Here is a 25008-nt window from a genome sequence, read left to right as displayed (position 1 = left end):
AGATCCCCCTAAATCCCCCTTGAAAAGGGGGACTTTGAGGAATTTAGCCCCCCCTTTGTAAGGCTTTGTAAGGGGGGTTGGGGATATCGATTAATTCTGATACTTTTCAAACATCCTCTAAAGTTAACCAACTCAACTATCTATCAGGGTAAATATGGAAGCTATCTGGAACACGCTCAAAAATATCAATTATTCCCATGTTCCCATTGCTAAAATTGTTATTGTCCTTGTCATTCTTACATTGACACAGACACTAAGAAGATTTGTCATAGCAGTTATCATTAAAACCATTGAAAACTTCACCAAGAAAACAGAGACAAACCTTGATGATGAATTAATTGCTATTCTCAAACCTGCGATGAGTTGGCTAATTCTCATTGGTGGATTTTGGCTGAGTAAGGAAATTATTGCGGATAACTTAGGTCTTCAACTGAGCGAGACAATTAGTAGATTTCTCAACTTAATAGTTATCTTCATAGTTGCTTATGTCGTTTATCGTAGTTCTTCAATTTTAGGACAGTTAATTGCTAATGTGACGCTGCAAACAGAAACTGAGCTTGATGAATTGCTCAGACCTTTGATGCCGAAAATTTTTCAATCAGCAGCAATTATTGTATTAGCATTTAAAATCAGCGAGATATTTTTAGGACAATCAGCCGCTGCGCTGGTTGGTTTACTTGGTGGTGCTGGTATTACTTTAGGTTTACTGTTCAAAGATATAGTTTATGACTGGTTTTGTACAATTATTATCTACTCTGATAACCTCTATCGAGAAGGTGATTGGATAGGAGTATCAGGAGTAGATGGTTTTGTGCAAGTCCTAAATATTGGATTTAGAACCACAAAACTACATATAGTTAAGTGGGGTTCAATCATGAAAATGCCCAATTCTCGAATGATTTCTGGAATTGTGGAAAATTGGTCACAAAATCCTGGCAGTGATTTAAAGTGGGGACTGAATTTAATTCTCAAAATTGACGGAATTTCTGCACAGCAAACTGCGAGAATTTGTGACACTATTCAAGAAATGCCAAAATCTATTGCTGGCTTTTCTCCTCTATGTACAGTTCGTTTTAAAAACATTGAACGCAATGCCCGTGTTATTGAAGTTATGGCATTTGTCAATGATGACAATCTCTATTTTCAGGCTGAAAGGAACTTGAATTTAGCCATCTTGGAACTTTTGGAGCAAGAGGGGATTGATTTTCTGTATGTGGATCTCAGAACAGAACCAGAAAAATATAAACCGATGAAAAATATCAATAATTAAAGATGAGCATCCACTTTGGAAATGAATATAGTTCTGGTATTCTAAAAAAGTCTATCCGCTCAAAGTGGATGCTTTCTAAAAATTTAAGTTTTACGAAAACCGGTTTGATATCTGAAATATTCTTGAAAAATCAAATAAAAATCCCATGAATAATACAAGGCATTAAAACCGTGAACATATTAATTATCCTGGCTGAAGTTGGACTTGTAATCCTTGTTTTTCTATTATTAAGATGGATTTTAGGTAAGTTATTCAAGCTATTCATTAGATTATCAATATTGAAAAGTGACGATATAAAAATCAAAATATTGCGCCGCAACATGACTGGTTTGTTATTACTTAGTTGCTTAGTATTGTGCGTTTTTATTATAGCTGCTAACGGCTTCCTTATTTATCGGCGTGAAAACATCCAAGCATATACTCTAGAGCTAATTCGCCGGATTCCTTCAGGATTTTGGCTGGCGTTAGGAATTGGTATTGCTGAAAGTATTGGTGTAATAATTGCAGCGGTGATCACTCTAAAAGTGATCAAATATTGGTTGGAGATAGCTAGTAACCGCGCTAAGAAATTAGACCAAAATACCGCTGACGATGAAAGTATTGATGCTTTTTTTACCGCCCTGAATCGAAGAATCAGAGGTGGGGTTTGGTTATGGGTACTAATTAGTTGTACCCAATTTCTCAAATTACCCACAGTAGTTTCTGAATATCTATATATCGCACTGCGGATTTATCTGCTCATTGGTGTGGGATTACTCATACTCAAAGCAGTCGCCGCGATTGTTGATACTCTAGATGTTCTCAGCGTCAAATATTCCAGTCCTGATAACTTATTGAGGTTCTACGATCGCCTACAATATCTAATACCCTTTTTGAAGCGGTGTTTGGAATTTGTGATCTATGTCTGTATAGCAACATTGGTAATTCAACAGGTGGAGTTAATAGCCAAACTTGCCACCTTTGGTCTACGAATTATCAAGATCATTGGGATCATTTTCATGAGTCGTGTTTTGTTTGAAGTTATTTACTTACTTGTAGAAGAGGTGCTATTCAACAACAATAATTTGAGTGAGACGCAAAAAAGTAGACGCTTAACTCTCATTCCTTTGTTTCGTAGTTTGTTACAATATTTTGTCTACTTCAGTGTGACAATTTCCATTCTCTATATTCTAGATATTAATCCTACTCCAATCTTGGCTGGTGCTGGGATTGTTGGTATCGCTGTAGGCTTAGGCGCACAAACATTAATTAATGATATAGTTTGTGGCTTCTTTATTCTTTTTGAAAACTACTATTTGGTAGGTGATTATATTGAGGCTGGGAAAGTTGAAGAGAAAACTGTAGAAGGTACTGTTGAAGCGATTGAACTCAGAACTACCCGCATCAGACATCCCAATGGTCAATTACATATTATTCGGAATGGGGATATTGGTTCAATTACTAATTATTCCAAACAATACATATTTGCAGTAGTGGAAGTTGATGTACCATTAGACTCCAATTTAGCTCATATATATCAAGTGATTGAGGAAATAGGACAGCAGTTAAAAGCAGATGATCCAGATGTGCTTGAACCCACTTTAGTGGATGGTGTGGAAAGTCTCGGTGAATCTTACTTGTTATTGCGAACCTTGACAAAGGTAAAGCCCGGAAAGCATATTCATATCCAGCGTATTATCCGTAAACTTTATATAAATAAATTGCGCGGCCAGATTCTAATTTCTGGTGTTGCTGAAGGGAGCAAAGATTAATTTACTATTAAATCTATTTGCTAATAGTGTATCTAACTCAGATAAAATTTCTTGTATTAAAGATTAATAGGGGATTTCTATGAAACCTTGGGGATTGTATGACGAAGGAGGACATAATTGGACAGCATTATATAGACGTAATACATTATTGAGTCATGTCTGGGAATGATTAGAAGAAACATTCAAACCCTTACCAGGATTTCCAACTCATCATCTTTATACAGACCAATCTGTACCCTTTTTTGATGATAAGGAACGCAAATTTAATAACCTGCAATTCTGATGTAACCTGGAATGGTGCGTTACGCTGTCGCTAACACACCCTACTTTTGCACCTTATTTAATTCACATTCCTAAACATTTTATGATGTTGGGTGGTTCTTGGGCAACGAATGGTACAATGGCTTTACCTTGTTATCGCAACTGGTTTCGTCCTTATTTTTATCAGCACCTCGGTTTTAGAGTGGCTGAAAGCCTGGATTAAATAAATATCTTTTTTCACGCAGAGTCAACAGAGAGGATTTAGAAAATGATTACACAACCTTTAACCGTTTTAGATCATCATTATCAAGAGTTAAGTATTGATGGTAAAGATGTCATTAGGGGGTTAACTGAAAAACCGAAAAGTTTACCTCCCAAATATTTTTATGATGATCCTGGTTCTCAATTATTTGAACAAATTTGTGAGTTACCAGAATATTATCCGACTCGGACAGAAGCCTGGATTTTACAACAATACGCTGATGAAATTGCCGAAATTACTAATTGTTGTGAGTTGATAGAGTTAGGAAGTGGGAGTTCTACTAAAACTCAAGCTTTATTAACTGCTTATCAGAAAATTTCTGGTAATTGTAGATATCTGCCTATTGATATGAGTGGAGGTATTCTCAAAACTAGTGTTTTACAGTTGCAAGAAAAGTATCCTGATATTGCTATTCATGGATTATTAGGAACTTATGAACAAGCTTTAGTGCATTTAGAAACCAATTATTTACAATCACGGATGTTATTTTTTCTGGGAAGTTCTTTAGGCAATTTTAACCCAGAGCAATGTGATATATTCTTAAATCAAATTTCTCGCACTTTACAAACTGGGGATTTCTTTTTACTAGGAATTGATTTACAAAAGCCCAAAGACATTTTAGAAGCTGCTTATAATGATAGTCAAGAAGTGACTGCTGCTTTTAATTTGAATATATTTTCTCATTTAAATTGGCGGTTTCAAGGTAATTTTGATATCAATTTTTTTAAACATCAGGCAATTTATAATGAGCTTGATAATCAAATTGAAATGTATTTACATTGCCAAGAAAGTCATTGGGTTAATTTGGAAGTATTGGATCTAAAGGTGTTTTTTGAAGAGGGAGAAAGTATATTAACAGAAATTTCTCGGAAGTTTGATTTACGAACCATGGAAACACAATTACAAACTAAGGGATTGAAAACTGTCAAAACCTGGACAGATGAAAAAGGATGGTTTGGTTTGATTCTTTGTCAAGTTAAATGATATCATTTCTGTGCCGGTATTCAGAAATCGAGATTAAGTTTCAAAAGCCTAATTTATTACCCGGAAATCACAAAACCTGTAGGGGCGGGGTTTCCCCACCCTTGATTTTATTGTATCCGACCGATAACGACTCAGATAAAATGTCTTGTATCAAAGATTAATAGGGGATTTCTATGAAACTGAAAAATCAAAGCATCGGATTAGTTGAAGTACCTGCTTTGGGATTGTATGACGAAGGAGGACATAATTGGACAGCATTATATAGACGTAATACCTTATTGAGTAAACAAGTTTTAATCGCAGATTTACAAGCAGGTGGTTTTGATGCTCAACTTGTGAATCTGAAAGCTGGTGATTGTCAAGAACCCTTTGGAGAAGTAACTTGGAAAGGGATGAACTTGACCAAAGCTTATGTAGGTCAGAAAATTGATGATATAGATCCTGAAACTTATGATGCTTGGGGAGTAACAGTTAATTATACCCAAGAGCGTCAAGTAACTTGTATGGCGATCGCACATTTTGCCAGTAAAGGAAAGCCTGTTGTAGTTGGTGGTTCTGATGCGATCGCCGAACCTCGTTACTATCTAGAAGCAGGTGCAACAGCAATAGTAATTGACAAATCAGGTGCAGCAAACTGGCCGATTTTTGACTATGTACTCGGTAACACTCCCAGAGAAAAACTCACAGGAGTAATTTTAGCTGATGGTACTTATCATCCCACCCGCAGCCAAGCCATGAGTCCTGATGATTGGGCTTTACCATCGGTGGAAGTAGCCAGACAATGTTTAGGACAAGAATACTCAGAAGAGCCTTTTATCGAGAATCTCGTACCCATAGGTTCGGTGTATCCTGACATTGGGTGCGATCGCAAATGTGACTTTTGCCAAACCCCAACTTACACATCAGGCTATCGGCGGATGTCACCTCAAACCACCCTCAATTGGATTGCTCGTCAAAAAGAAGCCGGAGCAAAATGTACAGTCATGGGTTCAGACCAATTTCTCGGTCGCGTCCTATTTCCAGGCGGAAAAGAAGAGATTCTAGAAATCACCAAAGGTGCAAGAGAAATGGGAATGCCACTACTGTGGCCTAATGGTTTAGAACTCAGAAAAGCCACATTAGGAAGAGGACGCAACTATGACCACACAGACCTCACACCAGACGAAGAACTGATCGAAGCACTTTGGGGATGGGATGGCAAAGTAGGCGGTTTTCTAGGATATATTCCCGCAGAACGTCCAGTTTTTGGCAGAGAGTCCTACAGCAAACTTCTTCCCTGGCAACAACATTGTGAAATGATGCAACTGATTGTCAAAGCAGGTCTTCCCGTCATCGTTTATGGTCTAATTATCGGCTTTCCTGATGACACCCACGATAGTTTACTCCGTCTAGAAGAAGCAGTATTAGAACTCCATCAACAACTCAGAGAAATTAACCCAGAATTAGAATTTCAAGTTGCTTCCTATGCAATCTCTCCCATACCCGGAACACCCCAAGGAGAAAACATCCGTAAATCAGGACTACTACGTTTTGATGATCCATCTATAATTGGTGGTTTCTGGACTCCAAGTTGTGACACACACCATCTCAGCTATGAAGATATTTCTGAATGGCAATTTCGATTAGCTAAAATTGGTAAAGCCGAATCTAAATTGATCAACTATCATGGAGGACTCACAAAAATGTCTGCTGGTGGTAAATCAAGTAATTAGAAAAATTTTGGTGTTGTATAATTGCAAGATAAAACCATTAAATAACACTTGCTCTTTGCGTCTCTGCGTGTTAGCGAAGCCGGGCGTAAGCCCAAAAAAATTATCCCATTAGCAACACCAAAAACTCCAATCAATTGAGGAAAAAATCATGATTAGACCCAATCCAATTACACCAAACCCAGGACAAGAATCAGTTTGGGAGTATCCCCGTCCAGCTATTTTACAAGATACCGACAAACATCTGAAAGTAATTTGTAAAGGTATTGTTTTAGCCGAAACAACTAGAGGAAAAAGAGTTTTAGAAACTAGTCATCCTCCCACCTATTACTTCCCTCCAGAAGACATTAAACTAGAACATTTAATCGCTACACGAAAAAAAAATATATGTGAATGGAAAGGCGCATATCAATATTATCATATCAAGATTGGTGATCAACTCATCAAATATGCTGCTTGGCAATATTTTGCACCAACTCCAAATTTTATGCCCATGCAAGAATATTATGGTTTTATTGCGGCTTTAATGGATGCTTGTTACGTAAATGATGAGCTAGTAAAACCCCAATCTGGTGATTTTTATGGCGGCTGGATTACAGCGGATATTGTTGGACCATTTAAAGGTGAACCCGGTACATGGGGATGGTAAATCATGAAAATTTCGGTCATCAAAATTGATAGTTTGAGAATTCATGAACATCATATAGAAATTATCTATCTTGCCGATAAATTTCAATTCTCAACTAAGATTTTCTATCATGATGTTTCTTTTTCTAGGTTGATGGAAAAATATTCTCAACCAATCATACAACGAATAGTTTCTCATATTGCCTTATTTGAAGGCATGAAATTATGTTCTTTGTTTCCTGAATATTATGATATTTCTGTCATTGCTGAATATTTAGAACTTCCCATTTTAGATTTGTTCCTGACAATATATCAAGGAGTATTTGGACAACATTGGTATGAAAATAATATTACCAATTATCAACAACCAGAAATTATTTATTCTCAAAATCTAGGAGTAAGTCAACCTACTTATATTTTAGGAGATAATCACACAATTCTCGCTGGTTGTGGTGGGGGAAAAGATAGCATTTTAGCCCTGAAAATGTTAGAAGTAGGAGGTATTCCTTTTGCTTCTATGCAATATTCCCATAGTATTTATGGAAAAGCTAATTTTCAGCATGATTTAATTTCCCAAGTGTTAAAAAGTGTCAAACCAGTTCACAAACATCAAATATCTATTTATGATGATTTTACTGAATTTCCGTTTTTGAAATTATATTTTCCTGAAAATTCCGGTATTACTGCTCCCGAAACACCAGTTTCTATTTTTGAATCTTTGATTTTAATGTTAGATCAAGGATATAATTATCTCTGTCTAGCACATGAAAAAAGTGCAAATACTGGTAATTTATTCTGGGATGAAATAGGAAAAGAAGTAAATCATCAATGGGGTAAAGGTTTAGCAGCAGAACAGATTTTAGATCAATTTATTCAGGAACATCTGTTCACTAATTTTAAATACTTCAGTATTCTCCAACCTATTTACGATTTTCGCATCTTTTATAACTTTAGCAAATACCCTGAATTTATACCTAATATTCATTCCTGTAATGTACAAAAACCTTGGTGTAGGAAATGTCCTAAATGTGCTTATGTTTGGTTAGGTTTAATGGCATTTTCTCAGCAAAGTATTGTTGATGAAGTCTTTAAAAAAAATTTATTCGATGATGTAGATTTACTTCCTACTTTCCGAGAAATGGTAGGTTTATCGGAACATACACCTTTTGAATGTATTGGAGAAATTGAGGAAAGTAGGTTATTGATGAAAAGATGTTTAGAAAGGGATTTATCTGGTAAAGCTTTGGATATGTTTACTGAGGAAATTTTATCAGATACTACAATTAATTGGCAGAAAATTGAAGAGAAATATAATTATGTTTACGCAACAGAACACGCTATACCTGATTGGATATTTGAGAAAATTAAAGACCAGTTGTAAAAACTAACTACTTCTGAAATCAGAGATTAACCCCTATCATGAAATTGATAAAACCAGTCAAATAATCTCAAATAGTGAACCAGGAACTATGTGGTGGTAAATAAAGAAAATTTCAGTTGTTAAAATAGTTGACAAGATTTGGAGGTAGTATTAGCAAGCGATCGCACTATAGTCTCTAAGTGAAAAAAGAACCAGAGAGAAGAAAATATAGAAATTCTGATCTTCTTCCCTGGTTAATGATCAATTCAATTCCAATACTTGTCGGTTATTGAAAAACAAAGTTGGTATTGATATCCAAACCGGTAACGCCATTAACAATAGCAACAGTTTGACCAAGTAACCCGATTTCCGTATTCCCATTGAGAACATTGAGAGTCAAACTGCTAGAGGAAATACCAAGAACACCGATGACATCAGTGCCTTTTTGGAAGTCAAGCACAGTATTAGCAGCTTTGGGTAGTTCAGCATTGACAATCCAGAATTCGTCAGCGCCAGCACCACCGGAAATTAAGTTACCACCACCAAGACTAACGTAGAATTTATCTTTAGGAACGTGGATTTATTAACTTACAATTCTTGATAACGACCGTCTAACATTAGTTAGATTACATCTAACAAGATTTGCACTTTATTTAATCCTCATTCCTTACCATCACCGCCGAGGGCGCGACCATTAGAACCAAGGTAGAAAGTATCATCACCCACACCACCTGAGAGGCGATAGCCGCTTACATCACTCGCATAAAGGTGATCATTGCCAGAGCTACCAAACACAACATCATTATTGCCAGCGAAAATTGTGTCATTACCGCTACCAGAGTCTATGCGGTTACGTCCTGCAATGGGAGAAGATACTGTTTGTGCTTCAATTTCATCATTACCAGCGCCAGTGAACACAGTATCATTAATCCCATCAAAGGTAGTATTAGCTGCACCAGCAATTAATATATCAGCACCAGTTGTTCCTGATACTACCTGAGTTGCTTGTTGAGATGCCGCAAATTCGGGTGTCACACCAAACATAGTTTGGTACATGACATTGTAAATCTCGGTGTTGTCCAAGGTGCTGGGTAGTTTATCTGCGTTCATCCCATGGGCTTTAGCAACAATGCTACCAGGGAAATCGGGAGTACCGACCCAAGCTACACCGAAGTTACCCATTGGTCCATCAATGCTGCTTTTAGCTGCGAAGGGTTTCCAAGGCGCTTCAGGTGTACCTGTGCTGCCATTGACACCATCCAAAACTGCCTGATTTGTATTAGTAGTGGTGGGGTTGACACGAATAAATGGCGCACTAGGCTCAGTATCCGCTAGTGTAGGGCTAGAGGTAGAGTTACCAGAGGGGCGGGTGTAAGGCTCGAATTGGAAAACTTGCAATCCGCCAGCATCGCTATCTGCGGCCGTGATCACCAAAGTATTAGGATCTTGGGTGTTGATGTAGTTCATGGCTACACCGATCGCTGCATCAGCCCGGCGTACAGCTTCTATAGTGCCAACTGCATTGTTGTTATTAGCAAAGTTGTCTGTACCTTCCTCTTCCACTACCACAAAGAAACCATCAGGGTCTTTGTTGAGGATTTTTAAAGACGCATCTAGCATCTCTGCTACTGTAGGTGCAGTGTTTAGGTAGAGAGGTAAGGGATTAGCAGTGTTTAATCCTAATTGTTCTTCCCTGCGATCGTCAAAGGTGTGGTTTGCAGCAAAAACTCCGAGTAACTTCGTGGAAGCAGTAGCACTTGCTACGGCAGTGTTCATTTGCTGTTCTGTGTAGACCACAGTATAGCCCAAGGATTTTGCTAAATCAATCAGGTTAGTGGTGGGACGATCTTCGGCATCAGCGAAAGCAGCATCAATTTGGGCGGTAACGTGGAAACCAGTAGTACCTTTAGGTAGGAGGTAAACTTCACCGCCGGCCATGATGATTTGAGTGCCAGAACGAATTACCTGTTCGGCAATTTCGGCGGTTTTATCACGGGCGCGGATGGTGTTGCCAACGCGGTTAGTGGTGGCAGCAGCAAAAGCGGCTGTTCCCGGTTCACCAATATGACCTGATTGAATAAGGGCGGTTGCTTTACGAGCAGCGATCGCTTCTTCTAAAATTGTGTAGCCAACTTTACCAGAAGCAGGAGTAATAATAGATTGGTCTTCATTCAAGCCAAAGGACTCGTTGAATACCTTCACACCGTTAGCATGGGTGACAGCCCCGGCATTGGAAGTACCAGTTAACTGGTTTGCCATGTGTCCTAGATAGACACCTGCATTGGACATCTTGTCCCAGTTGAGCCTACCATCAGGACCAAGATCAACATTGCGGGTTGCCATGTAGTGAGAAGGACTTGTACCATCTGGATGGATAAAAATCACATTCCCAGTTGACTTGGTAGCTTTGGGGGCTGGTGTGGGGTCAGGATTCCGAGATACCAATTCCTTATTGAATAGGGTCTCATACATCAACTCATAGATCTTGGTATTATCCAAGGTTGCAGGTAATTTATCTGCATTTAAACCATGAGCTTTAGAAACAATAGAACCGGAAAAATCAGGTGTACCAGCCCAACCAATACCAAACTTGAACACATCACCACTAGCATCTGGTGCAGCTACAAAAGGCGCAGTGTTAGCACCAGTTTGACCATCTAAGGGTACGTTACGGTTTGATGTAGTGGGGTTATTATTAACAGTACCTACGGTTGCACCAGTGCGGGGATCTACTACTTGCAAACCACCAGCATCACTATCAGCAGCAGTAACCATCAAGGTGTTAGGATGCTTTTTGATAAATTCCATTGCTACACCAATGGCTGCATCTGTGCGGCGCAATCCTTCTAAAGTTCCGGCCGCGTTGTTGTTATTCCCGAAGTTGTCTGTACCTTCCTCTTCCACAATGGCAATAGAACCATTCTTGAAGTTGGGGTGTTTTTCCATCAACTTCTGGGTTACATCCAACATCTCGGCAATGGTGGGTGCTGTAGCCAGATATAGTGGTAAATTGTTCGCTGCTAAAACTTCTTCAGGGCGATCGTTAAAAGTGTGAACAAGTGCAAATACACCTAATACTTTGGTTGGGGCTGTAGGTAAATTAAGTAAAGCTTTGAGTTCGTCTGCTGTATAAACAACTGTATAACCTTTGCTCTTTGCCAGTTCAATCAGGTTTTCCGTGGGGCGTTGCACAGGACTGGTGCTAATACTATCCATTTGAGCAGCAGTTCCGTGAAAACCATTTGTACCAACGGGCAAAAGGTTCAGTTCACCACCACCCATGATAAAGTCAACGCCTGAGTTAATTACCTGTTTGGCAATTTCCGCAGTTTGGGCGCGAGGTACGGTGATACTTCCATTACCGTTAGTAGTTTCCTGTGTCTTAGCAACAAAGGCGGCTGTACCAGGTTCATAGATCGCTCCAGATTGAACTAGGGCGGTAACTTTACCTGCATCTCTAGCTTCTTCAACAATGGTTTTGGTAGTTCCAGAAAGGGATGTGATGGGTAAATTCCCTAGTTCATAACCAAAAGACTCCGCATAAACTTTAACGCCTGTAGCGTGAGTCACAGCACCAGCATTAGATGTTCCACCCAACTGGTCTTCCATGTGACCGAGGTACACACCAGCATTGGACATCTTGTCCCAATTTAAACGTCCATCAGGACCCTTATCTATAAATCTTGCAACAGCATAGTGAGATGGACTAGTTCCATCTGGGTGCATGAAAATGACATGATTACCTGTTGTCATAAAACCTCTCAATTGGTTAGTTCAGTTTTTGCAAGTAATATTCAAATAATCATGCTTGTGTTAAGAAAAGTTACTGCAACAGGTTAACTTAAATTTATTTAGGGATTGCTAAAAAAAATGTAATTTATTATGCTACATAATGAATTGCAGAATATGGGATTAGAGGTTGTTTGAAAAGTATTAGATGAAACTAGTAATTTCCAAAAACCTAACCCCCCAGCCCCCCTTCCCTGCCAGGGAATGGGGTTTTTAAAGCCTCTCCCCGCGTCGGGGAGAGGTTTGGAGAGGGGTTTATTTATACATTAAAAACTTTTAAAACATCCTCTTAAACAAAGCAAAAAATTTATGGAAATTGCTGATAAAACTTTATAAGTTTTAAAAATCATAATTGTTGAGATTTTAACCACTCACTGACAACTTTTTCCACTGGTTGAGATTGGTTATCTACTTGATAATTCATCTTTTGGATTGCAGTTGTCGAAATTTTACCTCCTAATTGATTAATGGTATTTGTTAACTCTGGATATTTTTGGAGAATTTCTTGATTAAAAATAGGTATAGCTTGATATGGTGGAAAGTATTTTTTATCATCTTCCAAAATCACTAAGTTTAACACTGGAATTAAACCATCTGTAGAATTTGCAGCAATAAAATCTACTTGTTTTTCTTTTAATGCTTGATACATTAATCCTAATTCCATTTGGTTGATATTGGCAAATTTTAAGTTGTAGGTTTTAGATAATCCTGGATAACCATCTGCTCTTTCTAAAAATTCATAGCCAAATCCTGCTTTCATTTGCGGAGTATATTTACTAATTTCCGAAAGGCTTTTAATTTGCCATTTTTTAGCATCTTCTCCGCGGATAATCATGGCAAAGGTATTCTCAAATCCTAAAGGCTTCATCACTGCTAATTTCAATTTTTGATCATAGTATTCCTTGACTTTTTTATAAACAGTCTCAGGATTACTAATTGGTTTTTCTTTTAAAATAGTCGTAAATGAAGTTCCTGTATATTCCACGTACCCGGCAATTTTTCCGGCTTTTACTGCTTCATGAGCAATAAATGTTCCTCCTAAATTAAAACGACGATCTACTTTTAATCTCGTATGATTTTCTATGTGTTGTGCTAATAATTCCCCTAAAATAACTTGTTCAGTGAAATTCTTTGAGCCGATGATAATTGTTGCGGGTTTTTGTTGATAGTTAAAGGCAATTAATCCAGCTATGATTAAAGAAAAAATCCCTAAAACAATGGCAATTTGACGATTAAATTTACCCTTTTTTTCAATTTGGTTGGTGAGTCTTTTTTCTAATAATCCTAATCCGAAATCTGCACTCAAAGCAATCAAAGCTGCGGGGACTGCTCCGGCTAAAATTAATTCATTATTAACTGTGGAAATACCGCGAAAAATAAATACTCCTAAACCACCACCACCAATAGCAGCAGCAATTGTGGCAATTCCTACGGATATAACTGTGGCTACTCTTACCCCTGCTAAAATGACTGGTAAAGCCAGGGGAATTTCTACTTGGAATAGTAATTGTTGATCTGTCATTCCCATGCCTATCCCGGCTTCTTTAATGGCGGGACTGATGCTATTAATGCCAATATAAGTATTGCGAATTATGGGAAGTAAGGCATAAAGAGTTAAGGCAACTATGGCGGGGATTTTGCCAATTCCTCCCAGAAAAGGTACGGAAATTAAAAAGCCGAAGATGGCTAAACTAGGGATGGTTTGAATGGCATTTGCTAAACCAAGAATGGGGGAAGCTAATTTTGATTGACGAGTGATCAGAATGCCGACAGGAAGACCAATAGAAATGGCGATCGCTAGGGATATAATGACTAATATTAAATGTTCTCCACTGTGGATAATTATTTCTGTGCCGTATTGAAATAAAAACATAATTTTTGGATTTCTTTATCTACTTTTAATGGATCTACTGTTTCCTTTATTTAAAACAAAATTTATTGTAGGTTGGGTTAAGGAAGGTTCACGTAGTGTGCCGGAAGCATAACCCAATACTCCTTGCTATCTTGCCGATAATGTTGGGTTTCACTTCGTTCAACCCAACCTACAAAAATTAAATTAATATTCATTCTAATTAAGTTGTTCCCAATTATTACTAGTATTTAAACAAGCTAAAAATGCTTTTGCTTCTGGATGTTGAGATTGGAGAAATTCTCTTCTAGTTCCTAATACAACTAAATTCCCTTCATCCATTAAACCAATTCTTGTAGCTAAAAAGAAGGCCTCTTGAATATCATGGGTGACGAATATCACGGTTTTTCCTAATTGTTGTTGTAAATATTGAAATTGCTGTTGTAATTCTAACCGGGTAATTGGGTCAAGTGCGCCAAAAGGTTCATCCATTAATAGGATAGGTGGATCTGCGGCTAAAGCTCTAGCAACTCCCACTCGCTGACGTTGACCTCCTGATAATTGATGGGGATAACGTTGAGCAAATTTTTCTGGTTCTAATCCCACTAAGTTTAACATTTCATAGACTCTATTTTGAATTTTCTGTGGTGACCATTTTTCTAAAGATGGTACAAGTCCGACATTTTCAGCGATGGTAAAATGGGGAAATAAACCGGTTTCTTGGATGACGTAACCTATCCGTCTTCTCAGTTTAATGGCATCCCAGTTAGTTGTGGGACGATTTTGGACTAAAACTTGTCCTTGGGTGGGGACAAGTAAATGATTAATTAATTTTAAAGTTGTAGTTTTCCCGCTACCACTACGTCCTAATAAAATTAAGGCTTCCCCTTGATGAATGCTCAAATTTAAGTTAGATAACAAAGGACGGTGATTAATGGCAAAACTGGTATTTTGAAACTCAACGGCAATTTCTGATGTTGTTGACATAATGGTTTCGTTAAACAAAATTAAGGTGGTCAGATCCCCGTCAGATCCCCGACTTCTCTAAGAAGTCGGGGATCTTATTGGTTCTGTATGAAAAGAAACAAAGGTGGTGAGTATTTCTTATTCACCTCTTTCTACTTTTATGAGATTTTATGCCTGAGTAAGTATTCTCTACCCCTAGCACCTCTCAATGTTGAGGAAGGAATAAACTATTGGAAAACAGCCAGTTTTCAGGCTTGACTTCTAATTAATAAGGTATACATTTATAGAAATTCATTGTCTTTGATTTAATTACTTTTCTCTTTTAACAGTATTGATTTGAGCAAATTTACACCTGTATAGGTAACTCTGGCTAATGACACCGGATACATTGATGACTCCAGAAACAATTGTCCTCGACAACAGAACTTTTACTCCCGCAGACCAAAAAGAGATTTCCGAATGGCCTTGTGTTGTCAGTCAAAGACCACAGCCAACCATTACAGTTAAAGATGATGATTTATTCCTGGTGACAGATACGATGGGGAATATTTCCGATTGTTACCTTTATGGTAGCACTCCTAGTATGGGGATGTTTTGCCGTGATACAAGGTTTTTGAGTCGTTTGGAGTTACAGATTGAGGGGCGATCGCCTATATTATTGAGTAGCAACGCTGATAAGGGATTTGCCCTCTCGGTTTTATGCACCAATCCTGATTTAGACAATCTTTTTAAGGCTGATACTGTGGGTATTCGTCGAGAACTGGTTCTGAATGGGGCATTATTTGAAGAAATAGAAGTTGCTAATTACAACACTACCAGCATTGTTTTTGAATTGAGTCTGAGTTTTGAAGCTGATTTTGTGGATTTATTTGAAGTTAGAGGTCATCACCGCCAAAAACGGGGAAGACTTTTACACTTAAACAACCCAACATCTGATCATGTTGCACCTGTGTCTTCTCAATCATACAAAGAAGAATCCCTTACCCTAGCATATCAGGGCTTAGATGGTTCGATCATGGAGTCTCTAATTCAATTTCAGCATTTGCAACCAAATCGGTTTCACGGTTATACGGCGGTTTGGCGGATAGAATTGGCGGCTCATGAAACTAAGAAGTTAGGTTATCGGCTGAAGATGTTCACTGACAGCCAACCTAGTTCTACTATCAGTTCTGCCTCTACTTTGGCACAGGCAAAAGCCGCTGAATTAATGGAGGAGCAAAATTGGTTGCAGCAAATTACCCGGATTAGCTCCGATAAAAGTCTTTTTAATCGCGTCCTTTTGCGGGCTGAACAAGATATATATTTGTTGCTTCAGTCCTTTGGCAAACATAAAACTGTTTCTGCTGGTGTCCCTTGGTTTTCTACTCTATTTGGTCGAGATTCCATCATTACTGCGTCCCAAACCTTGATGTTGAATCCCAAAATTGCCAAAGAAACCTTGCTACTATTGGCAGAATATCAAGGTCAAACGGATAATATTTGGCGGGAAGAAGAACCGGGTAAGATATTACATGAACTGCGGTTGGGAGAAATGGCGAGATGTCAAGAAATTCCCCATACACCCTACTACGGGACTGTGGATGCTACGCCGCTGTGGTTAATGTTGTATGCTGAATATTACAGTTGGACTCATGATCAAGAAACCCTAGAAGCACTGTGGCCAAATGCTTTAGCGGCTATGGGTTGGATTGATCGTCAAATCCAGGAAACTGGTTATCTCAGCTATGCTCGCAAATCTAAAGGTGGTTTAATTAACCAAGGTTGGAAAGATTCGGGTGATTGTATTGTCAACCGCAAAGGGGAATTAGCCATTGGTCCAATTTCTCTGTGTGAGGTGCAAGCTTATGTCTATTCAGCGAAAAACCGCCTTGCAGAAATTGCCAAAATCCAACAACGTCCAGATTTAGAAGAACTTTGGCAAAAAGAAGCTAGACAACTCAGGGCTAAATTTAACCAGGATTTTTGGTTAGAAGATGAAGATTTTTGTGCTTTGGCTTTAGATGGAGAAGGTAAACCAGTAGATAGTATTAGTTCTAATCCTGGTCATTGTTTAAATTTGGGGATATTTACGTCTGCAAAAGCCTATAGTGTGGCGGAAAGACTGCGGGCGGCGGATATGTTTAATGGTTGGGGAATTAGAACTTTAAGTAGTTTGTCCCCTGCTTATAATCCAATGGGTTATCATACTGGTTCAGTTTGGCCTCATGATAATTCTATGATTGCAATGGGATTGCGATCGCTCGGTTTAATTGATCAATCTCTGGAACTATTTCAAGGGTTATTCAACATGACCTCCCAGCAACCCTATCAACGCCCCCCAGAACTATTTTGCGGCTATGAAATGAACGGTGATAATTCTCCCGTCCAGTATCCCGTTGCTTGTACTCCCCAAGCCTGGGCTACAGGTAGCATTTTTCAACTATTGCAAATGATGGTGAATTTAGTCCCAGACGCACAGAATAATTGTTTGCGAATCATTGACCCCGCCTTACCAGAATCAATTAACAATTTATCTTTTCATAACTTGCGTATTGGTGGCACAATTTTAGATTTAGAATTTGAACGAGTTGGTAGCACTACCGCTTGTCGAGTTGCTAAAAAACGCGGTAACTTGCGCGTCGTCATTGAAGCTTAAATTAGAGGATGTTTATCTGATTCCCAGTCTCTGACTGGGAATGAATTCCAGAAGGCTCTGCCTTCAATGATATCAACTGCATTCCTAGTCAGAGACTAGGAACGAGGTGTGGTAGGGATTTGAGCTTACAATAAGATCCCCGACTTCTCTGAGAAGTCGGGGATCTGACTCTGACACCAATCAAATAGGATGGCTATATTCTGTAGGGGTTTATCAAAAATGCCCACAGATAGCAAAAGTTAATTAAACTTTCATCTGTACTTGATGTTAGCTTTATTTTTCCTATGTTAGACTTGCCTAAGTTCTAGAAACTCACCACCCAGTATTTTTTAGGGTGATCACATAGAGCAGGTTTTCAGGGATTTTGATGAATTTTGTCCATCTAGGATAACTCAATCTTCAAGCAAATCATCAGTAATCATTTGTCTGTCGCCATCAAGCACAACAATTACAAAAATAATCCGGGATGTCAATTTACTTGGCTCAATAAATTTGAATTGGGCTAACTTTATATAGCTTTATTGTAGTTTTGCTGATGAATATTTGTAGCATCCTAAGAGGTTGTTTGAAAAGTATTAGATGAAACCGACAATCTCCGAAACCTAACCCCCCTTCCCCCATTCCCTTGTAGGGAAGGGGGGTTTCAAAGCCTCTCCCCGCGTCGGGGAGAGGTTTGGAGAGGGGTTTATTGATACATTAAAAACTTTTCAAACATCCTCTAACTGAGTACGTCTTTTATCCAACATATCAAAAACATCTTTTCCCAACTATTGAGGTTGATTAATTCATGGTTAATAGTATTAGACAAACCGTTCGGGGGATAGTTTTTACAAATCGCCACTTAGCAAGACTTTACTATTTTTTAAGTTTTTCTCGCCCAGTTTTACCACAATGGGTTGGCGCTGATTACTACCGCGAAAAATCATCTTGGGGATTACAACCAGAACGTTGTCCATGTGATCTTGAATTAGTTGAATATTTACAAAATCATAATATCCAAGATCAAACTATCTTTCATTTTGGAACAGGTTCTCATCATATTCTAGGATTGGCAAATCAGAAATTTTCTCAACCCAATGAAATTATTGGGATTACCGCTTCTGCACCCGAACATCAAGAATATATCCGATTATCTCTTAAAGATCGTCTATTGTTCAAGTATTACAAAGTTCTCTGTACAGATATATACACCTTGACAGACCGTTCTTTACCGATGCTCGATGTAATTTCTCTGTTTCATCTCGGCGAATTTTATATGCCTGAAGAAGCACCTTTTTTGCATCATAATGAAGAATCTCTTCTAGGGATGTTTCTGAGTAAACTCAATCCCAATGGCAAAATTCTCTTCTATACAAAATCAATTGGTTGGGGTCATGCTCAACCAATAATTGAATCATTTGTAAAACAGGGAAAAATGCACAAAATTGAAGAATACAAGAACTTATTGGTGTATGCCAAATGTAGTCTAAACTGATCCAGATAGCAATAAGCAGTGAACACTGTTCACTGTTTACTGTTCCCTGTTCCCTGTTCCCTGTTTTACATGAAAGGTGCTGGAAAAGCCTTGAGTTTAAACATCTTCAACAAACTCCGTTAAGAACCTAAACGCCTTCAAAATATAATTGGCACAATCTTGGGGAGAGCTATTATAAAATGATGGCCATGCACTGGCTTTATCTTCATCATAGCGATCGCTCCTATGGGGATGATTTTCCAACCACGCTAACCGGACTGCGTGACCGATTAACACATCTAAAACTATATATTCCTCAATTTGCAACTTAGGGTTATTAGCCACGATTGCAGCCAATTCCATCAAGGCTTCTACATTAACTTGGCGATATTCTGGAGCTTCAATTTTATTCAGCAAATGTTCAACTAATAAAGCGAAATTTCTTTCTCCTGCTGTCATTTCCGAAAGCATAATTTCACTTTCTAACCGATTCCGTCGTTCCAATTTATCGCCAATAACTAAACCTTTGCAATGCTGCATTAATAGCCAAACTTGTTTAAAAAAGTCTTTAGGTACGCGATTTAATGCCCCTTCTGCTTGACGAAATCTCCGCCAACCATCAGGAGGAACTTCTGCTTCTTCACTAATTACAGGTAGGACAACCCAAGCAATGTCACTTTCTTTTTGTTTAACGTGCAATGATTCCTGTTGACGTAATAAACTACTCACCCCACTATATCCAGTTAACACTTGACGCAACCGCATTTTTACTTCAAAAGGTGATAGCTGCATTAATCTTTCATAAGCTTCATCTTGGGTGAGGATGAATTCTCTGGCTATGTCGCTAGTAATTAAAAGAATCAAATAACCAACCCTTAATGTGAGAAATCCACGAAATAATTCTGGTTCTGACTTGATTAACACACCAAGATAAATGAGAATTTCTTGTGTTAAAACTCTATCTCGTATATCCTCACGACAGAAGTTATTAATTTTCTCAGTAATCTCACTTCCAGATATAGGAACAACTATCAAAGAAGCCTGACTATAAGCCCTCCCAACTGCAATTTGCTTACCTTGAACCAAAATACTCGTTATCGCGTCTGATAAGCCAATATCGAGCATTTGGCGTAAACCCGCAGCCCGTCGTACCACCGCCCACAAACCTAAATCCCCGGCTTTAATATAAACTTCATCAAGTAAATCGGCTACAGTGACAGCATGGGTAGGACCCGCATAGCCCGTATCAAATTCTAAACCCTGTAACCGAGTTAAAGTTTGCAGTAATTCAATTTGCTCATAAATATTTTCTGATGAGCGCAAATATTTTAATAATAAATCTAAGTTAGTTTCACATTCCATTTGGAATTCTTGGGTATGTCCCAAAGACCAACTTTTTTCTAAATGAGAAGTCAGGTAATAACAACGGATTCCCCGATTTGCAACTGATGATTGAGAGAATTGTGCATCTGACAAAAAATCAATTCTTTGAATTGCTGCTGTCAGCATTAATTGATTGAGTTTTCCTAATTTTACATGGACTCCGTTACAAATACCATCTTTGAGTTCTTGCATTAATTCTAATAATGCTTCAGAACCAGTTTCTAGCATAGTTCGAGTAATCATTAAAGTCAAAGTCGGACGACCTAAATCACTCCAGTATTTTTGAATATAAGCCAATTCACCTCTAATTTGATCTACTAAAAAATGATAATCAAGAGTTAAATAAAACTGTTGAGAATCTAGGAATGATGGTAAAAAGACAACTGTTTGCTCTCGAATCCGAAAGAACCTTGATATCGTTAAACTTCTCAGTCTTCGCAAAGGACGACCCGTTAAACCCAATTGATCATTTCTGCCAATTTGCGTATAAATTTGGGAAAGTTCTTCGGATTTTCTAATTTGAATTGGTGCAACTTGGGTAGGAGTTTGAGTTTCAATTCCATATACTTCTAATTGCGTTTGTAGAGCTTCATCTTCTGCTATTAAAGCAATTTGAACTAAAGCACTGCGCTGTTTTCCGACATTTAAATGTCTTCCCAAAGGATCAATATCTCCCAATGAGATTAAGCCTTCGCTTAACATTTCACCCAAATAATATAAGCTTTGCGCCCAAACTAAAGGAATATTTTCATTTGGTAATCTTAACTGAGACTGAGGATTTAATTTCTCAGCTTCTATACTTTCTTCAGGAACATAATAAATTTCTGGTAATAGCTGTAACCCATTTTGTTCTACCAACAATAATTGTAGAAGTTGCTGATATTTCTCAACTTGTGCTTGTTCACCCCGAAATAAACCATCAAGAACTAAATAAGTAAAAAACAATGGCCATTCACATTCAATATGTTCAAATTGTTTAAGTTCACCAGGTTCATAGTGGAGGCGTTCGGTGTCTTCTAAAACGGTTTGATGTCCATCTCGCAAAAACCTTTTACAACCATATTTTCCCTCAAGTTTACTAATAATTTCATTCAAGGTGCGTTCTCGTAACTGCTCATCTTTCACCGCAAAAGCAGGATAACTAATAATACTTAATAACGCCGCATCAATTTCTTTAGAACCTGATTCTCTAGGTAATAATGATTCTAAAGTAATTCTGGCTCTAGCAATTTCATCTGGTAAAACATGAATTACTGATGCTTGACTACCATGAACACCAAATAAGTTTAATCCATTTATAGATTCTAAAGCTGCTTTAGCCATTCCCAAGGAACTAGCGTTTAATTCTGCACTACCATGATTAATTTTATTCCCCCGTTCCCAAATACCAAAATCCGGTGTTCTGTAAGCTCGACCAATATAATAAACTAGGTTTTGGACAAAGTTCACTTCATCTAATGTAAAAATAATTGATAATCCACTGGCGGTCATTTGTGCCAACATTAATAAAAATATAGATGTCGCGTCAAGTTGCAAATGTCCCCATTCATCATCACCGACGACTATATCACCTGTAGCTGTATTGTATTTGGCATGAAGTCCATCTAATAAAGATTGTGTATGTTTAAATGTTTCGACTTTATGGGATTGTCGCATCATAGAAAACAACAACCCTCGCATTAATTTAACCACACTATGCTCTAGCTCATAGGTTCGCCCATCATCATGATCTAATTTGCGATAGGCTAAAGCTAAACCCCAAACGGCTAAAATACTATACACATTATCTCGCACCCACGCATCCGTATAATCGCCATGAGCAGTAATAGCGGTACTTGCTGGTAATAAACCAGTAATCGGGTTTTGACGCGCTAAAATAATTGTCTTGATTTGCTGGTAGTAAAAATCTAAGCGTGTTAATGGTGTGGTTGATGTGTTCATTATGGTGATGAGAAAATTTAACTTTGTTGCTGTGAGGTTGATAAATAAAAAAGTTGTATAATTCCCTCTTTTGGTGTATGTAACAATTATCGAGAGGAGAATTTATTTTGGGTAGGATCAATCTAGAATCATAATATGCGACGTGACTCTATTTTCTATTATTTATTTCAAACATATCCAACCATACTGTTTGAGTTATTGCCAAATCCCCCCGCAAATGCGGCTAATTATCGCTTTGATTCGGTAGCGGTGAAAGAACCAAAGTTTGAAATTGACGGGGTGTTTTTACCACCGGAAACCGAAACTCCTGGGATTGTTTATTTCTGTGAAGTGCAATTTCAAAAAGATGAACGACTGTATGAGCGGTTATTTGGGGAGTTATTTCTCTATTTTTACAGAAATAGGGAGCGTTTTCAAGATTGGCAAGCGGTATTAATTTATCCAACTCGGAGTATGGAACAAGGGGACATTCACCCCTATCGCGCACTTTTGAGTTCGGAACAAGTCCATCGAGTATATTTGGATGAGTTGGGAGAATTTGAGCAATTACCCCTTGATGTCAGTTTGTTGGTATTGACAACTCTAAAACAAAACAAAGCCCCAGCAGCAGCACGATATTTAATCAATCGTTGTCAGCAGGAGTTACAAGAACCAACAGCTAGACGTGGCATAATGGAAATAATTACCACGATTATTTCTTATCGGTTTACTCGTTTAAGTCGTGTGGAGATAGAAGCAATGTTAGGCATAAGTTTTCAGCAAACTCGCTTGTATGAAGAACTCAGAGAAGAAGCGACCGAATTAGGTATGCAACAAGGTATGCAACAAGGTATGCAGCAAGGTATGCAGCAAGGTATGCAGCAAGGTATGCAGCAAGGTATGCAACAAGGTATGCAGCAAGGTATGCAGCAAGGTATGCAGCAAGGTATGCAGCAAGGTAAACAGGAGGGAGAAGTAAAACTGATTTTGCGGTTGTTATCGAAAAGATTTGGGGAAGTTCCTAGTCAGCTAAAAATGCAGATTGAGAAGTTATCTCTGGAACAATTGGAAGCTTTAACTGAAGTGTTTTTAGATTTTGCAAGTTTTGATAATTTAGTTGTTTGGTTGCAAAATTTAGAAGTTTCCCAGAAGTAAGTAGGTTAGCATTGAAAATCGTCGTTATGGCAAGGCAAGGGGCACTCATGCAAGAGGCAAGAGTGAAGAGGGTTTGGGCGATTTTACTTTTCTTTACACAGATTGGTTTTATTGTGTTCACCTACTTAAAAGCCAGAGATTAAGTAGGTTGGCGTTGAAAATTGTCGTTATAGCAAGGCAAGAGGCAAGAGGCACTCATGCAAGAGTGAAGAGGGTTTGGGCGATTTTACTTTTCTTTACACAGATTGGTTTTATTGTGTTCACCTACTTACCCGCGAAATCTGTAGCAGTTGAATAATTTGTAATTTGTAGGGGTTTAGCACAATGCTAAACCCTATTCTTTTGGCAGCGGGGAAAACTAATCAAGAAATTGCCCTTGCACTTTATATTACACCAGGAACGGTTAGGGTACACGTCCATGCTATCTTACAAAATTTAGAAGTGAGCGATCGCTCTCAAGCTGTTGTTGCGGCTTTGCAAAAACGGTTGATTAAAAATGATTTAATTTAATTCCTCTTGTAACCAATCTTCCAATTGCAATTCTTTTATTCTTAATAAATCAGAATCATGGGAAACTACAATTAAATTGTGAATAATAGCCGTAGCTGCTATAAATATATCTGCATCTTGAATTGGTAAACCTCTTTGTTTTAAATCAGCATAGATTTCTGACGCTTTCTGAAAAATTGCCATATCGTCCAAGAGTAAAACTTGGTATTTCTTCAAAAATTTTTCAAAGTCTGATAATTTCTTTACCGCTTTAACTGCTAAGAGTCCTCGCTCAATTTCATAGTAAGTAATCCCACTAATGAAAACTTCCTCGTTTTGACGATTTAAACTTTCTAGCTGATTGGTTACTTTTGGATTTTCCTTGAGAATTTAGTATCTAGTAGATATCCCATTGAATTATTTCCGTTTCACTGATTCATCAAATATTGCCATTTCTTCTGGTGTAAAATCATTTAACAAACCACTGATTGCTTCTACAGCTAACATTTTACTAATTCTTTCTGTTAAGTCATCTTCAGCAATTGTATCTATATCATCACCAGAATTTGGTTTAGTAAAAAGTTCGTACATTTTCTGAATCATTTTATCTTGTTCCAATCTTTCTTGATACACACTGTCATTAGCGATCAAATATTTTACGATTGCTGAAATGCGGTTAAAGGCAGTTTTTTCTTTTAGAGATGTGTTGTTCATATTTTTGTGAGATATTTTTGACAGTATACGTTATTATAGCATAGCCTCTTAACTCAACCGAGAAAATAAATAATCGCACTTAAAGAGATGTTTTTAATTTTAAACAGATGAATGGTGCGTTACATTTCATTAACTTCCCCTAAAATATCAGCGAAATGTAATAATTTCGTCATCAAATGAACCAATACAACAAGTTATTAGAGATAATGAGTAGTTTTATTTAATTTTTTCTCATAATCTTGGGTTCTGTTATCTAAGGGACTTCCAAGAAATCAAATCCCCAAAAATTTCTTGTGGTGCGGGACGAAAAGCCCGCTAATCATCAAGGACGGGCAGGATGCCTATCCCACAAAATTGGGTAATTTATTTTTTGGTGTTCCCTAAGATTAACCGATAATATCGCACTATTTAAGTTTTTTAATTGATGTAAA

The 25008-nt window shown here is 37.9% G+C and carries 15 protein-coding genes and 3 pseudogenes; 11 read left to right on the top strand and 7 right to left on the bottom strand.

Translation table 11 applies throughout. From position 1 onward, the window contains the following. Positions 1–154: 154 nt before the first annotated feature. From AA650_RS10870 to AA650_RS10845, 7 genes and pseudogenes are all read left to right on the top strand, one after another. On the top strand, positions 155–1270 hold the full coding sequence (locus AA650_RS10870; RefSeq protein WP_053539038.1) for a mechanosensitive ion channel family protein: 1116 nt from the start codon (positions 155–157) through the stop codon (positions 1268–1270). A 170-nt stretch (positions 1271–1440) separates the two neighbouring features. Further along, positions 1441–3021, top strand: coding sequence for a mechanosensitive ion channel family protein (locus AA650_RS10865; RefSeq protein ID WP_053539037.1), 1581 nt, complete (start codon positions 1441–1443; stop codon positions 3019–3021). A 355-nt stretch (positions 3022–3376) separates the two neighbouring features. Then, a pseudogene (locus AA650_RS29450) lies at positions 3377–3505 on the top strand (5-histidylcysteine sulfoxide synthase); the annotation flags it as partial. 45 nt (positions 3506–3550) lie between these two features. Further along, entirely contained in the window at positions 3551–4528 is a 978-nt protein-coding gene (egtD, locus tag AA650_RS10860) for an L-histidine N(alpha)-methyltransferase (protein WP_053539036.1), read from the top strand. Between the two features lie 173 nt (positions 4529–4701). Continuing rightward, positions 4702–6240, top strand: coding sequence for a radical SAM protein (locus AA650_RS10855; protein ID WP_053539035.1), 1539 nt, complete (start codon positions 4702–4704; stop codon positions 6238–6240). A gap of 148 nt (positions 6241–6388) precedes the next feature. Continuing rightward, on the top strand, positions 6389–6886 hold the full coding sequence (locus AA650_RS10850) for a DUF427 domain-containing protein (protein ID WP_053539034.1): 498 nt from the start codon (positions 6389–6391) through the stop codon (positions 6884–6886). Positions 6887–6889: 3 nt separating this feature from the next. Further along, entirely contained in the window at positions 6890–8245 is a 1356-nt protein-coding gene (locus tag AA650_RS10845) for a hypothetical protein (RefSeq protein ID WP_053539033.1), read from the top strand. A gap of 265 nt (positions 8246–8510) precedes the next feature. Here AA650_RS10845 and AA650_RS29445 read toward each other — a convergent pair whose 3' ends face one another. The 4 genes from AA650_RS29445 to AA650_RS10830 all read right to left on the bottom strand — a co-directional run bounded on the left by AA650_RS29445 (position 8511) and on the right by AA650_RS10830 (position 14849). Further along, positions 8511–8684 (bottom strand): hypothetical protein, encoded by a 174-nt coding sequence (locus AA650_RS29445; RefSeq protein ID WP_442853956.1) that lies wholly within the window; start codon positions 8682–8684, stop codon positions 8511–8513. A 200-nt stretch (positions 8685–8884) separates the two neighbouring features. Further along, positions 8885–11977, bottom strand: a complete 3093-nt coding sequence (locus tag AA650_RS10840) for an alkaline phosphatase (RefSeq protein WP_442853955.1) — start codon at positions 11975–11977, stop codon at positions 8885–8887. 382 nt (positions 11978–12359) lie between these two features. Continuing rightward, positions 12360–13886 (bottom strand): glycine betaine ABC transporter substrate-binding protein, encoded by a 1527-nt coding sequence (locus tag AA650_RS10835; protein ID WP_053539032.1) that lies wholly within the window; start codon positions 13884–13886, stop codon positions 12360–12362. 195 nt (positions 13887–14081) lie between these two features. Further along, complete coding sequence (locus tag AA650_RS10830; RefSeq protein WP_053539031.1) at positions 14082–14849, bottom strand: ATP-binding cassette domain-containing protein; 768 nt, start codon at positions 14847–14849, stop codon at positions 14082–14084. Positions 14850–15201: 352 nt separating this feature from the next. On the opposite strand from AA650_RS10830, the gene AA650_RS10825 reads away from it, so the two are divergent. Both AA650_RS10825 and AA650_RS10820 read left to right on the top strand, forming a co-directional pair. Further along, on the top strand, positions 15202–17463 hold the full coding sequence (locus tag AA650_RS10825) for an amylo-alpha-1,6-glucosidase (RefSeq protein WP_053539030.1): 2262 nt from the start codon (positions 15202–15204) through the stop codon (positions 17461–17463). Between the two features lie 787 nt (positions 17464–18250). Further along, positions 18251–18937, top strand: coding sequence for a hypothetical protein (locus AA650_RS10820; protein WP_027400825.1), 687 nt, complete (start codon positions 18251–18253; stop codon positions 18935–18937). 96 nt (positions 18938–19033) lie between these two features. On the opposite strand, the gene AA650_RS10815 is transcribed toward AA650_RS10820, so the two are convergent. After that, complete coding sequence (locus AA650_RS10815; protein WP_053539029.1) at positions 19034–22240, bottom strand: glycoside hydrolase family 15 protein; 3207 nt, start codon at positions 22238–22240, stop codon at positions 19034–19036. A gap of 135 nt (positions 22241–22375) precedes the next feature. On the opposite strand from AA650_RS10815, the gene AA650_RS10810 reads away from it, so the two are divergent. Together AA650_RS10810 and AA650_RS10805 are read left to right on the top strand one after the other, a co-directional pair. Continuing rightward, a complete protein-coding gene (locus AA650_RS10810; RefSeq protein ID WP_053539028.1) occupies positions 22376–23374 on the top strand; it encodes an Rpn family recombination-promoting nuclease/putative transposase in 999 nt (332 codons plus the stop codon). Between the two features lie 339 nt (positions 23375–23713). Beyond that, positions 23714–23884: pseudogene (locus tag AA650_RS10805) on the top strand (LuxR C-terminal-related transcriptional regulator); the annotation flags it as partial. Here AA650_RS10805 and AA650_RS10800 read toward each other — a convergent pair. After that, a pseudogene (locus tag AA650_RS10800) lies at positions 23876–24276 on the bottom strand (type II toxin-antitoxin system VapC family toxin). The pseudogenes AA650_RS10805 and AA650_RS10800 overlap by 9 nt on opposite strands. Positions 24277–24280: 4 nt before the next feature. Further along, entirely contained in the window at positions 24281–24577 is a 297-nt protein-coding gene (locus AA650_RS10795) for a hypothetical protein (RefSeq protein ID WP_053539026.1), read from the bottom strand. Positions 24578–25008: the final 431 nt, after the last annotated feature.

It is taken from the genome of Anabaena sp. WA102, from assembly GCF_001277295.1.
Lineage (GTDB): Bacteria > Cyanobacteriota > Cyanobacteriia > Cyanobacteriales > Nostocaceae > Dolichospermum > Dolichospermum heterosporum.
The sequence above is the reverse complement of the archived record's forward strand: the minus strand, read 5'-3'. Positions and strand labels throughout refer to the sequence as shown.